The sequence below is a fragment of the Halomonas sp. AOP22-C1-8 genome, from assembly GCF_052378905.1.
Lineage (GTDB): Bacteria > Pseudomonadota > Gammaproteobacteria > Pseudomonadales > Halomonadaceae > Vreelandella > Vreelandella citrativorans.
On the sequence record NZ_JBQSYD010000020.1, the window covers coordinates 36199 to 49490 of the forward strand.

Annotated in this window: 12 protein-coding genes; 6 read left to right on the top strand and 6 right to left on the bottom strand. The window is 53.5% G+C overall.

Annotated features, from left to right (window positions below):
• Positions 1–43: 43 nt before the first annotated feature.
• Positions 44–1039: a TRAP transporter substrate-binding protein gene (locus ACT3TY_RS11865; RefSeq protein WP_444628374.1), complete on the bottom strand. Its 996-nt coding sequence runs from the start codon at positions 1037–1039 to the stop codon at positions 44–46.
• Positions 1040–1547: 508 nt separating this feature from the next.
• A complete protein-coding gene (locus ACT3TY_RS11870) occupies positions 1548–3305 on the bottom strand; it encodes a mechanosensitive ion channel family protein (RefSeq protein WP_444628375.1) in 1758 nt (585 codons plus the stop codon).
• A 401-nt stretch (positions 3306–3706) separates the two neighbouring features.
• On the opposite strand from ACT3TY_RS11870, the gene ACT3TY_RS11875 reads away from it, so the two are divergent.
• On the top strand, positions 3707–4456 hold the full coding sequence (locus tag ACT3TY_RS11875; protein WP_444628376.1) for a hypothetical protein: 750 nt from the start codon (positions 3707–3709) through the stop codon (positions 4454–4456).
• A gap of 89 nt (positions 4457–4545) precedes the next feature.
• On the opposite strand, the gene ACT3TY_RS11880 is transcribed toward ACT3TY_RS11875, so the two are convergent.
• Positions 4546–5124 carry an NAD(P)H-dependent oxidoreductase gene (locus tag ACT3TY_RS11880; protein ID WP_444628377.1) on the bottom strand — a complete coding sequence of 193 codons (579 nt, stop codon included), beginning with the start codon at positions 5122–5124 and terminating at the stop codon, positions 4546–4548.
• 181 nt (positions 5125–5305) lie between these two features.
• Here ACT3TY_RS11880 and ACT3TY_RS11885 point away from each other — a divergent pair, with 181 nt between their 5' ends.
• Positions 5306–6208, top strand: a complete 903-nt coding sequence (locus ACT3TY_RS11885; RefSeq protein ID WP_444628379.1) for a LysR substrate-binding domain-containing protein — start codon at positions 5306–5308, stop codon at positions 6206–6208.
• A 216-nt stretch (positions 6209–6424) separates the two neighbouring features.
• Here ACT3TY_RS11885 and glpK read toward each other — a convergent pair whose 3' ends face one another.
• Together glpK and ACT3TY_RS11895 are read right to left on the bottom strand one after the other, a co-directional pair.
• A complete protein-coding gene (gene glpK / locus ACT3TY_RS11890) occupies positions 6425–7930 on the bottom strand; it encodes a glycerol kinase GlpK (protein WP_444628380.1) in 1506 nt (501 codons plus the stop codon).
• 82 nt (positions 7931–8012) lie between these two features.
• Positions 8013–8735, bottom strand: a complete 723-nt coding sequence (locus tag ACT3TY_RS11895; RefSeq protein WP_192526620.1) for an MIP/aquaporin family protein — start codon at positions 8733–8735, stop codon at positions 8013–8015.
• A 454-nt stretch (positions 8736–9189) separates the two neighbouring features.
• Between ACT3TY_RS11895 and ACT3TY_RS11900 the strand changes: the two genes are divergently transcribed.
• The gene (locus ACT3TY_RS11900; protein ID WP_444628382.1) at positions 9190–9618 is read left to right on the top strand and encodes a DUF2231 domain-containing protein; all 429 of its coding nucleotides are present in this window, start codon (positions 9190–9192) and stop codon (positions 9616–9618) included.
• 38 nt (positions 9619–9656) lie between these two features.
• The gene (locus tag ACT3TY_RS11905) at positions 9657–11021 is read left to right on the top strand and encodes a PQQ-dependent sugar dehydrogenase (protein WP_444628404.1); all 1365 of its coding nucleotides are present in this window, start codon (positions 9657–9659) and stop codon (positions 11019–11021) included.
• A 68-nt stretch (positions 11022–11089) separates the two neighbouring features.
• On the opposite strand, the gene ACT3TY_RS11910 is transcribed toward ACT3TY_RS11905, so the two are convergent.
• Positions 11090–12112, bottom strand: a complete 1023-nt coding sequence (locus tag ACT3TY_RS11910; protein WP_193055397.1) for an SO_0444 family Cu/Zn efflux transporter — start codon at positions 12110–12112, stop codon at positions 11090–11092.
• A gap of 71 nt (positions 12113–12183) precedes the next feature.
• Here ACT3TY_RS11910 and ACT3TY_RS11915 point away from each other — a divergent pair, with 71 nt between their 5' ends.
• Positions 12184–12615 (top strand): MerR family transcriptional regulator, encoded by a 432-nt coding sequence (locus tag ACT3TY_RS11915; RefSeq protein ID WP_193055396.1) that lies wholly within the window; start codon positions 12184–12186, stop codon positions 12613–12615.
• A 98-nt stretch (positions 12616–12713) separates the two neighbouring features.
• Positions 12714–13220, top strand: coding sequence for a hypothetical protein (locus ACT3TY_RS11920; protein WP_193055395.1), 507 nt, complete (start codon positions 12714–12716; stop codon positions 13218–13220).
• Positions 13221–13292 lie beyond the last annotated feature (72 nt).

Below are 13292 nucleotides of genomic sequence, written 5' to 3' on the forward strand. Positions count from 1 at the left end.
AAACTGCCCGGCCTTAGGCCGGGCGAGGGATTTATTCAGCGATTTATTCAGTTACGAGCTGAAGGGTACGATCAACAAGATCGGCACCGATTTTGCCGCGGTACTCTTCATAGACAGGTGCGACTCTTTCACGGAAAGCCTCAACGTTTTCGATCTCGTTAATTTCCATACCCTGCTCTGCGATCTGAACAAGGATCTCTTCGTTATTGGCCGCAATCGTCTCGCGCTGACGCTCAATCGCCTTGGCGGCAGCCTCACGAACAACGTTCTGCATATCAGCAGACAGGCCGTCCATGGCTTGCTTTGAAATCAGCAGCCCCAACGCATTGTAGGTATGGCTTGTCAGAGAAAGATAATCTGTTACCTCAGGATATTTATTGGCAAAAATCACCGCCAAGGGAATTTCCAAGCCATCTATGGTGCCTTGCTGTACCGCAGTGAATGACTCACTCCAAGCCAAGGGAAGAGGGTTCGCCCCCAGGACACGGAAGCTCTCTATGTAAAGATCGCTCGGCTGTACGCGCAGTTTAATGCCGCTGAAATCTTCAGGTGATGTTATTGCGCGCTCGTTGTTAATCGTATGGCGAAAACCAGCCTCAGCAAATCCTAAACCAATAATTCCCTGCGGTTCGAGACGCTGCATAAGCTCTTGCCCAATCTCACCATCAAGAATCTCGTGAGCTTGCTCACTGTTGGCATAGAGGAAGGGCAAATCATTGAGCTGAAAACTGGAATCGATGGTGCTGATTTGAGTTCCAGTGATAACCGCTGCGTCCAGAATACCTAGCTGCATACCCTGTAGCATTTCCGTATCGTCACCCAGTTGGTGATTCGGGAAAAACCTAACATCAAACTCGCCTGGCGCGGCGTTTTCTAACTCTTCAGCAAAATAGCGTGCGGCAATCGCGTAAGGATCAACTTCACTATCCGCTGTGGTCCATCCCAAGCGCAGGGTGGTCGCTGCCTGCACCTGAGCTGAAACGGTAACTAATCCGACCAGCATAGCGCCGGTTAACATTGAGAGCCTGGTGCTAAACATCTTGGTGTTCCCTTATGACGTGTATAAAGCAAAAAACCGTATGATTAAAATCATTATAAGCCTGTATTTTTTGTCTAATGAATTCTTCGAATAATTAGCAATACAGGCATTTATTAGACATGCGCACCTTACAAGTACGCCCTATCATTGGGTATTAGCCTAAAGCATAATTGCATTAACGTATTACACACTTATTGAGAATATGTATTTAACGCGGGTACTGGTCATTTTCTGAAAAACTGCTTGCTGAGGTTTTTGGGTGTGCGTGAAAGGTCATTGTGTGGGCAAGCACTTAGAAGCAACGGAGAACATTTGTTATACGCGCACGGTAACCAAGCGCGAACGCCCCATAGCTCGATGTTTTGCTATCAGGGTGTCGCGCCATAAGTGAAAGAAAATAAAATCGAAGGGTTGAGTGCTTAGGCTAACGTGCCTGAAGCCCCCCAGAATCTGCTATCAGCTCGTATGGGATAACCTTGTGACCCCTGCGTGCGCTACTTCACAAAGGTTACACTTCCTTACGCGGCTCAGAGTCTGAAGCGTTTTTTTCACTGCTCGTCCCCATAATGGTTTTATGAGGCTTGGTGCCTTCTGCACGGGCAATATCCTGATGGCTAATCACCATAACGTCCCTGGGCCACCAATCGGGATGCTCTTCACGTATAAAGGTCAGCAGCTTTTCCCGAATATTCATTTCAGCGGTCCAGCCCGACATGGGATCAGAAGCCACAAAGTAGCAGGTAATCACCAACGTTGTCGCTGTTTGCCCCGTCGCGTAGCACAGAAGTTTATGATGCTCGATGACACTATCTTCCATCTTGGCATACTCTAGAAACTTCTTGCGCAATAACGCAATATCGGTACTTAGATGCAGAATCAGCTCCATACTGCGGTACATTTTCGCGCTCTTGACCGACAGATTCTGGAAAGGCCTAGAGACAAAGTACGTTACCGGAACAACGATTCGCCGGTCGTCCCACACCCGCAGCCGAATAAAGGTATAGAAAATACCTTCCACATAGCACCACTCATCTTCAAAAATCACCAAATCGCCGATACGAATCGGCTTGGCAAGCGATAACTGCATCGATGAAAGAATATTGCCCAGCACGGCCTGCCCGGCAATACCCACCAGCACCGCCAACACACTGGCCGAGGCCAGCAATGAAAGACCAAGCGTCTCAAAGAGCTGGATCTGACTTAACACGTAGATGGTCACCGCCGACACCATCACCAATATCACGGCCCGACGCACCGCATAGAGCGTGGTGAGAAGCCTACGTTCATCCTTTGGTTTGGTGTCGTCGATTTCCCCCACTAGCCGCCGGGCCATGCGCAGCATGATTGTGTCCACCAAACGCAGCGCAATCGTGCCGACTCCCCACGCCATAACAGTAATCAACAGAACACGGAATGTGGTCATTGCCACTGCAGAGAAAGAGACGACATACTCAAGCAGCATCTGCGTGACAAGCGACATGGCGATGAGCGACATCGGCCCCTTGATACGCGCGGCAAAAATACTGAGCGCGCCAGAAGGTAGCCATCGGGCCATCAGGCCCACAAAGGTGTAGATGCCCCAGCCCAGCAGTACAATTAATAGAAGAAAGGCGGGGACGGCAATCCACTCCCACACCATTAGAAAGCCGAACGTGGTTTTAAATCGGTCGGGTATATACTCCTCAACCATGGAGGGGCCATACTCATCGTAAAGCAAAGGGATTGAGGTAACGCTTCCCGGCATGATCAGCCAGATGGGGTCTTCGTCTCCTACTCGGTATCGCCCCAGGCGAATGTCGTAGGCTTCACCATCGGCTTGTAGTGAGGCCAACTCAATATCCCGTCGCGGATTACCAGCGAGCGGGTTTTCGCCCGTGGTGTCTTCGATAACGGCATCCTGGCGGCCTGAAAGGTTCGACGCACTCAGCCACTCACCGCGCCGGAATACCTCGGCTAACTGCCTGGCCAGCACATGTCCACGCTCCTGCTGCTCTTCTGGTGACAGTTCGGCAAGATTCAGTACGTGGGCGGCCCCCTGATAGTCCTCCTCCTCAGTCAGCTCAAGAAAACTCCGAATCGCCTCCCTCGGCGACATACGGTTAATCTCGTCGGGCGCTTCACCCAGCCCTACATTCAGTTCATCCGTGGTAAACCACTGTGTAGCTTCTTCGCCTTCTTCGCCCTGAGTTTGCGCGGCACAGAGGTTAGAAAACGCGAATACAATTACCAGTACCACCCATGTAGGCCACGAGCCATGTGCTTTCATAAGCCCCATATTCACTTGGGAGTCAAAAGTTCTACACTAACATCCAGCGTTACTGGACTATCCATGTCAGTGAAGGTGAAAAATCAAGTACAGCCTACCTTTAGGTAGGACGCAAGGCGGAGTAATAAACAGCAATATTAATACGGCCCACCACCTCACACATAAAGAGTCGGCCTGTTATGCCTACGCATAAGGCCTTACAACAAAGCTGCATAGCGCCACTTAGGTTGGGTGAAAGCAGTGTGACTAGCGTCATATTAGCGACTTGCAAAGCATCGAACCTCACGATAGCTTAATCTAACGAGGCCGATAAAACGTCTCCCCAAAACGGCGTTGGGATAAGCAGCGTGTTAATCAAAAAAGAGCGGAAACCGAATAAAACACAGCAGGGGAACCTTTAGATGCGTCGATTGCGGTCATTTTCAGCCATTATAGGTCTTATCGCAGCAGGCCTTGCCCTGCCCTCCAACGCTGATGACATTAATAAGGAGACTTGGCGCTTTCAGCTTACCCCCTATGTCTGGATGGCCGGATTGGCAGGCGATGTGCGCCCGCTTGAAAATGCCCCTACCGTTAGTACTTCACGCTCTTTCAGCAGCATTTTGGATGACCTGGATGGCGCCTTTTTCATGACCGGCACCGCACGCCAGGACCGCTTGGTACTTTTTGGCGATATTTCCTGGGCCTCCCTTAGCCAGGCAAGCACGCTACTCTTCGGCATTGTCGCGAATAGCAAGCTACGCCAGCGTTTTATAACGGCCGCTGCGGGTTATCAAGTGATAACAACCCCGACACAGCAGCTTGACCTACTGGCAGGCGCACGTACCTGGCAAATTGATACCGATATCAATATTCCTGCGCTGGGCATTGATGTAGCCAAAACCAAACAGTGGGTAGACCCTATTGTGGCGGCACGCCTGCGATCACACTGGGCACCCAACTGGTCCACACTGCTTCATGCAGATATAGGCGGCCTGGAGATGTCGAAAAAAAACACCTGGCAAGTTGTCGCTACACTCAACTATCAGTTCAGCGATACGCTTTATCTTTCAGGCGGCTATCGCCATTTATCGGTTAAACGCGATGAAACAGACTCACTTATCGATATCGAAATGGGCGGACCTCTCGCCGGCATTACGTGGCGCTTTTAGTTAATGCGAGGGCACGATGCTTACGAGGTTACTGGGTAAATTGACTCAAGAAGCACAAGATCGCTAACCCCGTAATAAAAGCAATGCGCTTAGCCGAACAGGCGCGTTAGATGCTGGGCATAAGCGGCCATATCACGTGCAACGTCTGGCGCCTTGATTACATCGTTGGCGATAAACGTAGGCAGCGCTTTCAGGCCAACAAATTCCTGAGACTTATGGAACGGGAAGTAAACGCCATCGACACCGCGCCCTTCAAAGAAGTTATCTGCCTCATCAAAGGCGGCCAGCGGCGCATTCCAGGTGAGCGACAGCATATAGCGCCGCCCTTGCAGCAAGCCGCCACTGCCGTACTGCCTGGTGGGATCCTGGCGCGAGCGGCCGTCGCTGGCATAAAGCGAGCCATGCCCAGCGGTGAAGACTTCATCAATGTAGCGTTTAACGCTCCAGGGCGCGCCCATCCACCAACCCGGCATCTGATAGACGATGGTGTCTGCCCAGAGGAATTTTTCCACCTCGGCCTCTGCTTCGTAACCCTGTTCAATTACCGTCTCGCGAACTTCATGGCCCAACTCGGCGAGCGTACGCCACGCGACATCATGCAGCGTATTATTGAGTTCACCGCCAGAATGTGCGAACGGCTTGCCGCCATTGATTAACAGAATCTTCATCGTTAAAAACCTCTCGCCCAATAGATAGTTTGCCTGCTGATAGGCGACAACCCTACCAACATGGCTTGAATGCCGCTGATTATGGGGTGCTTAAAAGCATGGAAAAACCCGTCCACGGGCAAGAGACTTTTGATATAAAATCAACAACGACATTTAACCTGGACAGGCAAGAGCAACGCTTATGAAAACCACGCTTGAAGAGCAGCAAGCATTTATCACCGTGGTGGACAGCGGCTCGATCACCGGCGCCGCCGAACGGCTGGGCATTACGGTATCGGGCGTTAGCCGAGCGCTTAACCGCCTGGAGCTCAAGCTTGGCGCCACCCTGCTACGCCGAACCACCCGCCGCCTGGAGCTAACGGAAGAGGGAGAAACGTTTTTACAACACTGCCGCCGCATACTAACGGCGGTAGAAGCCGCAGAAGAGTCCGTTCAGCATCACCACGGCCAACCTCAAGGGCGGCTACGAGTGAACGCTGCGCCCAGCTTTATGCAGTTTGTCGTTGTGCCGGTACTTGGTGAGTTTCGTGCCCGCTACCCCGGCATTACGCTACAGCTGGATACCCACGACCGTTTTGTTGACCTGCTGGAACAGCGTGTGGACCTCGCCATTCGTATCGGGGAGCTGGACGACTCTTCGTTACATGCCCGGCGCCTGGGTCATAGCCCGCTTCGCCTCTTGGCAAGCCCTGCTTACCTTGAGCGCGCGGGCACTCCTCAAGGTATTGAAGATCTTAAGCACCATAGTCTGCTCGGCTTCAGCCAGCTTGAACACCTTAACCATTGGCCGCTGCGCCGTGCCGATGGTGAGTGCTTACACATTATGCCCGCCCTCTCCGCCTCCAGCGGCAGCACGCTGATTGAGCTAGCGCTTAAAGGTGAAGGAATCGTCTGCCTTGCCGACTTCATGACCATCAAGCCCCGCAAGGCGGGCACACTTGTCGATGTGCTGCCCAGTCATACCGAACTTCAAATGCAGGCCGTCAATGCTGTTTACTACCGCCAAGCCACACTTTCACAGCGCGCCCGGCTGTTTATGGACTTTCTAGCCGAACGCCTGCCGGGGGAGTATTTGCAGAGTTAAAGCGGCAAATAGTGAATCAAGGGTTCTGGAACAAGATATTCACTATTCTGAACCTGACGCTCTACACTCTCTTTACGAATGACGTTTATTTTGAAACGCAGCGGCCAAAATGCCGGTGGGCATAGCAATAAGGCCAATACCGGCCACAGCGCCTATAACACGAAGCCCCGGCCTGGGGCCGGGGCGTGACAAACACCTGCGTTAACGGCGTTACGCTTAGGACTCTACGTGGAATGCCATAGTAGCGTTGACGGCCTTTTTCCAGCCGGCATAAAGTTCGTCGCGCTTTTCATCTTTCATCTGTGGTTCAAAGCGACGCTCCAACGCCCACTGTGCAACGATTTCATCTCGCGATTTCCAGAAACCAACGGCGAGGCCAGCAAGATACGCCGCGCCAAGCGCAGTGGTTTCGTTTATTTCGCAGCGTAGAACATCCACTCCCAGTATGTCGGCCTGGAACTGAGCAAGGAAATCGTTAGAGATCGCCCCACCGTCGGTGCGAAGCTCGGTGAGCGCAATGTCGGCATCCGCCTGCATGGCTTTGAGAACATCGGTGCTTTGATAGGCAAGTGATTCGACCGCCGCGCGCACAAAGTGCTCTTTTTGAGTCCCCCGAGAGAGCCCAAACATGGCGCCACGTACGTTAGAGTTCCAGTAAGGCGCACCCAGTCCGGTAAAGGCAGGCACCATATAAACGCCGTCATTATCCTTAGCACGCGTGGCGTACGCTTCGGAATCAGACGCTTTGCCCAGCATTCTCAGGCCATCACGCAGCCACTGAATCACCGAGCCCGCCACAAATACGCTACCTTCAAGGGCGTATTCCAGCGTGCCATCCACTTCCCACGCAACAGTAGTAAGCAGGCCATTTTTAGACGGCGTGGCTTGGGTGCCCGTGTTCATTAACGTAAAGCAGCCCGTGCCATAGGTGTTTTTCGCCATACCCGGCTCGAAACAGGCTTGGCCGAACAGCGCGGCGTTCTGGTCGCCAGCGATACCGGCAATCGGCACTTCCTGGCCCATCAGGAATTTAGGCAGCACGTTGCCGTAAACTTCACTGCTGGACTTAACTTCGGGCAGCATTGACTCAGGTACGCCAAACAGTGCCAGCAGCTCCGGGTCCCACTTCCGGTCACGAATATTAAACAGCATCGTGCGCGATGCGTTGCTGACATCTGTCGCATGCACAGCACCGCCAGTCAGGTTCCACACCAGCCAGGAGTCGATGGTGCCGAACAGCAGGTCGCCCTTTTCCGCTTTTTCCTTAACGCCCGCTACGTTGTCGAAAATCCACTTCAATTTGGTGGCGGAGAAGTAAGCATCAATGACCAGCCCGGTTTTATCGCGAATCATATCGGCATGGCCCGCTTCGCGCAGCTCATCGCAAATCTCGGCGGAATGACGCGACTGCCAGACGATGGCGTTATGTACGGCCTGCCCAGTATTTTTATCCCATACCACGGTGGTTTCACGCTGGTTGGTAATACCGATAGAGGCAACTTCGGAGACATCAACGCCGCTGTTGTTAATCACCTCGGTCAAGGTGGTCAGCACGCTGGTCATGATTTCGCGAGGACAGTGCTCGACCCAACCCGGGCGCGTAAAAATCTGCTCAAACTCATGCTGGGCTACGCTGACAACCCGGCCTTCATGGTCAAACAGCATCGCCCGCGTGCTGGTGGTGCCTTGGTCAATAGCGAGAACGTAGTTTTTCTGGCTCATGAAATGCCTCTCAAGCGTTAACGTTAAATGATTGTTTTAAAAAGGATCAAATCAGCAGGCTGACTTAATAAGCCCAGCTGACTTAATAAACATAAGCGGCAAGCCCGGCAAGGACACTGCCGATAAGGGGTCCTAAAATAGGGACCCAAGCGTAAGACCAGTTGTTCGTCCCCTTGTGCTTAATGGGAAGTAATGCGTGGGCAATGCGCGGCCCCAAGTCCCGAGCGGGGTTGATCGCATAGCCTGTAGGCCCACCCAGCGAAGCACCAATGGATACTACCAGCAATGCCACCGCCAACGGGCCAAGCCCAGAAGGCGTATGTCCAAACATGATAATGACGAACACCAGCACAAAGGTACCGATGATCTCAGTGACCAGATTCCACCCGTAAGAAGGAATCGCCGGGCCTGTAGAGAACGTCGCCAGTATGCTTGACGCGTCTTCGGTCGCGTCGTAATGCTTTTTATAGGCCAGATAGCAAACGGTGGCACCCAACCAGGCACCGATGAGCTCAGCCGCAAAGTAGGCCGCAGTGGTCACAGCGTTAATAGGGATGCCGGGGGCGTATTCCGTCGCCGGGCCGACGAGCAATCCAAGCGTAACGGCGGGATTGATATGTGCCCCAGTCTCATAGGCAACATAAACCGCGCAAAAGACCGCCAGCCCCCAACCAAAGAAGATAACGATGCCATCGCTGCCATTACCGTTGGTTTTGTTCAGCAGCACGTTAGCGACTACGCCACACCCCAAGAGCGTCAATATGGCCGTACCCACTATTTCGTATAGAAAAATTGTTTCAAGCATCGTACCCAGCTACTCCATGTGATCGGTTTGCTCTGTTTAGAACGATTGAATGTTCTTTTTAGAAAATATCGCTTTCCTTTTTTCATCCTATAGGGGGTATTGAAAAAAACAATACAAAAAAATAACTCTCTTTAAATTCACCATCTATGCTTTTGATTAATATAAATTTTCAAACAAATAGACATTAGTTCAACACCCCCTTTCCTTATGATAATTAATCATTACCTGCTCACATAAAACATCCTCACATCAACTAACGAACATATTTTTTTCGATAGTTACCGCAGCGCTCATCTTCTGCGCTTATTGTATTAACCGAAAAACATGGCAATTTTTGGGGTAGCAAAACGTGACCTATACTCACGTTGTCAGCTATCCAGCTGGCTATCGTAAGCCCGTATAGAGAGCGGGTTTGACCACGTTTTTTGGGGTCACTTATCAAGGAGGGCGTATCATGAGGAGGTCTACAACGACGACCTATCCAGGCGGCATCTATCCGCTTCATGCCGTATTACTGGTGAGCATTTTTCCACTTTTTCTTGGCGCCGCGTTAAGCGATTACGCCTACTCGAAAAGCTTTCATATTCAATGGGGCACATTTTCTTCCTGGTTAATTGCTGGCGGGCTTGTTTTCGCAGGCCTGGCGTTTTTATGCGCAATTATCGGTCTCTTTCGTGCCGAACATCGTCGCGGGCTTGTTCTGGCTTACCCAGCACTCTTGCTGGTCATCTGGATACTTGGCTGTATCAATGCCCTGGTGCATGCCCGCGATGCCTGGGCCATGATGCCCACCGGCTTTATTCTTTCGATCATCGTTACCGTATTGAGCGTCGCAGCGATTTGGATCGGTTTTTCTCGGCCCACTGTCGGAGCAACGTCATGAAACATTTCGCCCTTCGTTACACAACGCCGCTGGTATTTATGCTGGCTGCCAGCAGCGCGAATGCCTTTGATGTAGAACAGCCCTTTGGCCCCAACCCAACACTTCCCGAGCCACAGCGCGGGCTGCTGCCAGACATGACCGTCCCCGAGCCCGCCGAATGGGGCGACAGGCTACCGACGGTACCTAGGGGCTACACCATCGCCAGGATTGCTTCTGATCTTAAGGTGCCCCGGCAAACCATCATGCTGCCTAATGGCGATATTCTGGTGGCGGAAGGTAGCGGCGGTAATGCACCTGCATTAAAGCCCAAGGATGTGATCGCTGGGTACATCAAGGACCAGGGCAACACCGCTGTAGAGGGCGGCGACCGCTTAACCCTGCTACGCGATGACAATGGCGACGGCAACTACGAACAGATGATTTTCGCACAAGACCTTAACGCGCCTTATGGGCTGGCTCTGATAGACAACAACCTCTATGTGGCCAACCAGGATGCGCTGGTGCGCTTTGATTATGACGAGGGCCAAACAGAGGCCAGCGGGCCGCCAGAAGTCATTGCGCAACTGCCCTCAGCGATCAATCACCACTGGACCAAGGCGATGACCGCCAGCGCCGATGGGCAGTTTGTTTATGTCGGTATCGGCTCGAACAGCAATATTACCGAGCGGGGCATGGAGGCGGAGGTTAATCGCGCCGAAGTGTGGGAGATCAATGTCGACACGGGCGCGCACCGCCCCTATGCCACCGGCCTGCGCAACCCCTCAGCGCTAGCCACCCAACCCGATACCGGCACGCTTTGGGCAGCGGTTAACGAACGTGACGAACTCGGTCCGGACCTGGTACCTGATTATATTACCTCGGTTCAGGAAGGCGGTTTTTATGGCTGGCCCTACAGCTACTGGGGACAGCATGTTGACCCTCGCGTACGCCCGGAAGATCCTGAAAAAGTGGCATCCGCTATTGCACCGGACTACAGCCTTGGCTCTCACGTAGCCCCGCTTGGCCTGGCTTTTTCTACGCCCGCCATGGGCGAAGAGTACGCCGAGGGCGTTTTTGTAGGTGAGCACGGCAGTTGGAACCGCGCGGACCCGGTTGGCTACAAGGTAAGCTTCATCCCCTTTAGCAACGGCCAACTTGCTGACAGCGACCCGATTGATTTTGCCAGCGGGTTCCTTACCGATGATGGCAGAGCACTTGGCCGCCCGGTCGGTGTCACTATTGATCCGGATGGCGCGCTTATTATTGCCGATGACCTGACCAATGCGATTTGGCGGGTTACGCCGGATAATCCGCCCGCCCCACCGGAGCAGGAGCCTGAAGCAAACGCTTCTGAGCCAGAGGAGCCCGAGCCAACATCCACCGAACCACCCGAGCAGCCATCAACGCCCCAAGAGGCTGACTAACCACCAAGCGTCGGGCAGGTACTCCCTGCCCGTCGCTGCTTCATCACGCTGTCTCAAACGGTGAATGCTTAAAACCCCAGCAAGCGCTTACGCACGGGGCGAATAGCCACCAAAGCCAGCACTGCCAGCGCCAACCACTCCAGCCAAACAGGCAGTAGTTCCTGAACCTCGCTTGCCTGATCGACCACGTTCCAGCCCGTCACTCCCAGCACGCTATCTACTGTCCAACCTACGAGCACAGTAACGACAAGCACGCTGGCGAGATAAACCGCCAACGCTGCATTGCCCAGTTCGCGACGCAATATCGCTAACGTCGCCAGACTGGTGATCGGCCCCGCCAGCAGGAAAACCAGCGCCATACCCGGTGAAATCCCCGCTAACAGCAGCCCAGCGGCAACCGGCGTGGCCGCTGCCGCACAAATGTAGAGTGGGATGCCCACCACGGCCATCAGCGCAAGCGCCAGCAGCCCACCTGAGTAATGGGCCAGCGTATCAGGCGGCACCAGCGTTACCAGCACGCCCGCCAGCAACAGTCCGGCAAACACCCATGCGCTGATATCATCCAACAGATCACTAAACGCATAACGCAGCCCGGCCTTCAAACCGCTGGGTTCGTCGGCTTTCGTGGTGGGCGTATGACAGCCGGAGGAAGCGCAGCAGCCGCCAAGCGTGGCAGGGGCGGGAGTTGCAGGTTCACGCGTTAATCCGACTAGCAGCCCGGTGACAATGGCCGTTACCAAGGCACCGATGACGCGCACGACGGCCATCAACGGACCAAGCAGTACGCTGGTCAGTAGAATGGAATCAACGCCCACCCCCGGCGTGCTGATTAAAAAAGACGTCGTGGGCCCACGCCCTGCACCACTCCGATGCAAAGCAATAGCGGTAGGAATCGCGCCACACGAACACAGCGGCAGGGGCATACCAATGACGGCCGCCCGCACAATGCTGCCCAAGCCACGCCCTCCCATCCAGCGCTGCAGCACGTGTTCCGGCAGCCATGCTTTAATTAGCCCAGCAATTACCAACCCCAACAGCAGCCACGGGGCCGCCGTTAACGCAATTTGCAATAGCTCTATAACCAGCGTCATGTCATCACCTGCTTGTCCACAGAGGGAATAGGGGCTAGCCTAAACCCTGTAATCGTTACAGGGTCAAGCCGATGAAAAACACGTATCGCATTGGTGAAGTGGCTACCCGCACAGGCTGCTCACCGGAAAGCATTCGTCATTACGAAAAGCTCGGGTTACTGCCACCCGCCAAACGCAGCGAGCAAGGCTACCGGCATTACGACCAAGCAGCGCTTGCGCGTATCGGTTTTATTCGTCACGGCCGCAGCCTCGGTCTCGACCTACCTAGCATTCAGGAATTACTGGCACTTTCAGACCACCCGGACACCGACTGCGGCGCGGCTGACGACATCGCCACTCGGCACCTTCAGCATCTGGAAGCGCGCATTGCCAAGTTGCAAGCGCTCGCTACTGAGCTACGCCAGGTAGTACAGCAATGCCGGGGTGGCAAAACCGCCGACTGCCAGATCATCCAAACGCTATACGACCACACGCTTGCCTGCAGCGAGCACGGCTGTGGATAAATAGAGGCGACGATGCGTAGAAGCGTGGCGAGGCGCCCCTCTTCCTCAAGTAGCTATCGACTACAATGGTGTTAGCGCATCGTAAAAAGGACTTTTAAATGATCGAATCACGCGAAGAGCTAGAAGCCATCAGAAAAACATGCCATTCAATGGTGACAAGAAGCTCGAGTCTCTCTGCTGGCACAGCGATCATCCCCATTCCCGGCGTGGATATCGGGTCAGACGTTGCCATATTGCTAAGGCTCATTCCTAAAATAAACGATAAATTCGGCTTAACGCCCGAGCAAATCGAAGGTCTGGATACCGAATCAAAAGTGATGGTGATGACCGCTATTTCCAATGTCGGCAGCAAGATGGCCGGGAAGTACATCACCAAAAAACTGGTGGTATCGCTGCTTCAAAAGATGGGCGTCAAAGTAGCCGCCACCGGTGTGGCTAAATATGTACCCTTTGTCGGCAGCGCCGTGGCGGGGGGCATCAGCTTTACGGCGATGAAGTATATGGGCAATAGCCATGTTGAGGATTGCTATAAAATTGCGCTGGCGACACTGGAGAGTAACCGCGCCGACTTACAGCCAGTAACGGGTTCGATAGAACCCAAATAGAGCATACTAGCGAAAGGTGCTGGCTTGCTGCGCTTTGCATTATTGTATCTTCAGTATTGTCTAACAGGTCAG

Bases quoted from the DNA above. Each gene is read 5' to 3' on its own strand.
- ACT3TY_RS11865 (WP_444628374.1), bottom strand. From the start codon at position 1,039: ATGTTTAGCACCAGGCTCTCAATGTTAACCGGCGCTATGCTGGTCGGA.
- ACT3TY_RS11870 (WP_444628375.1), bottom strand. From the start codon at position 3,305: ATGAAAGCACATGGCTCGTGGCCTACATGGGTGGTACTGGTAATTGTA.
- ACT3TY_RS11875 (WP_444628376.1), top strand. From the start codon at position 3,707: ATGCGTCGATTGCGGTCATTTTCAGCCATTATAGGTCTTATCGCAGCA.
- ACT3TY_RS11880 (WP_444628377.1), bottom strand. From the start codon at position 5,124: ATGAAGATTCTGTTAATCAATGGCGGCAAGCCGTTCGCACATTCTGGC.
- ACT3TY_RS11885 (WP_444628379.1), top strand. From the start codon at position 5,306: ATGAAAACCACGCTTGAAGAGCAGCAAGCATTTATCACCGTGGTGGAC.
- glpK (WP_444628380.1), bottom strand. From the start codon at position 7,930: ATGAGCCAGAAAAACTACGTTCTCGCTATTGACCAAGGCACCACCAGC.
- ACT3TY_RS11895 (WP_192526620.1), bottom strand. From the start codon at position 8,735: ATGCTTGAAACAATTTTTCTATACGAAATAGTGGGTACGGCCATATTG.
- ACT3TY_RS11900 (WP_444628382.1), top strand. From the start codon at position 9,190: ATGAGGAGGTCTACAACGACGACCTATCCAGGCGGCATCTATCCGCTT.
- ACT3TY_RS11905 (WP_444628404.1), top strand. From the start codon at position 9,657: ATGCTGGCTGCCAGCAGCGCGAATGCCTTTGATGTAGAACAGCCCTTT.
- ACT3TY_RS11910 (WP_193055397.1), bottom strand. From the start codon at position 12,112: ATGACGCTGGTTATAGAGCTATTGCAAATTGCGTTAACGGCGGCCCCG.
- ACT3TY_RS11915 (WP_193055396.1), top strand. From the start codon at position 12,184: ATGAAAAACACGTATCGCATTGGTGAAGTGGCTACCCGCACAGGCTGC.
- ACT3TY_RS11920 (WP_193055395.1), top strand. From the start codon at position 12,714: ATGATCGAATCACGCGAAGAGCTAGAAGCCATCAGAAAAACATGCCAT.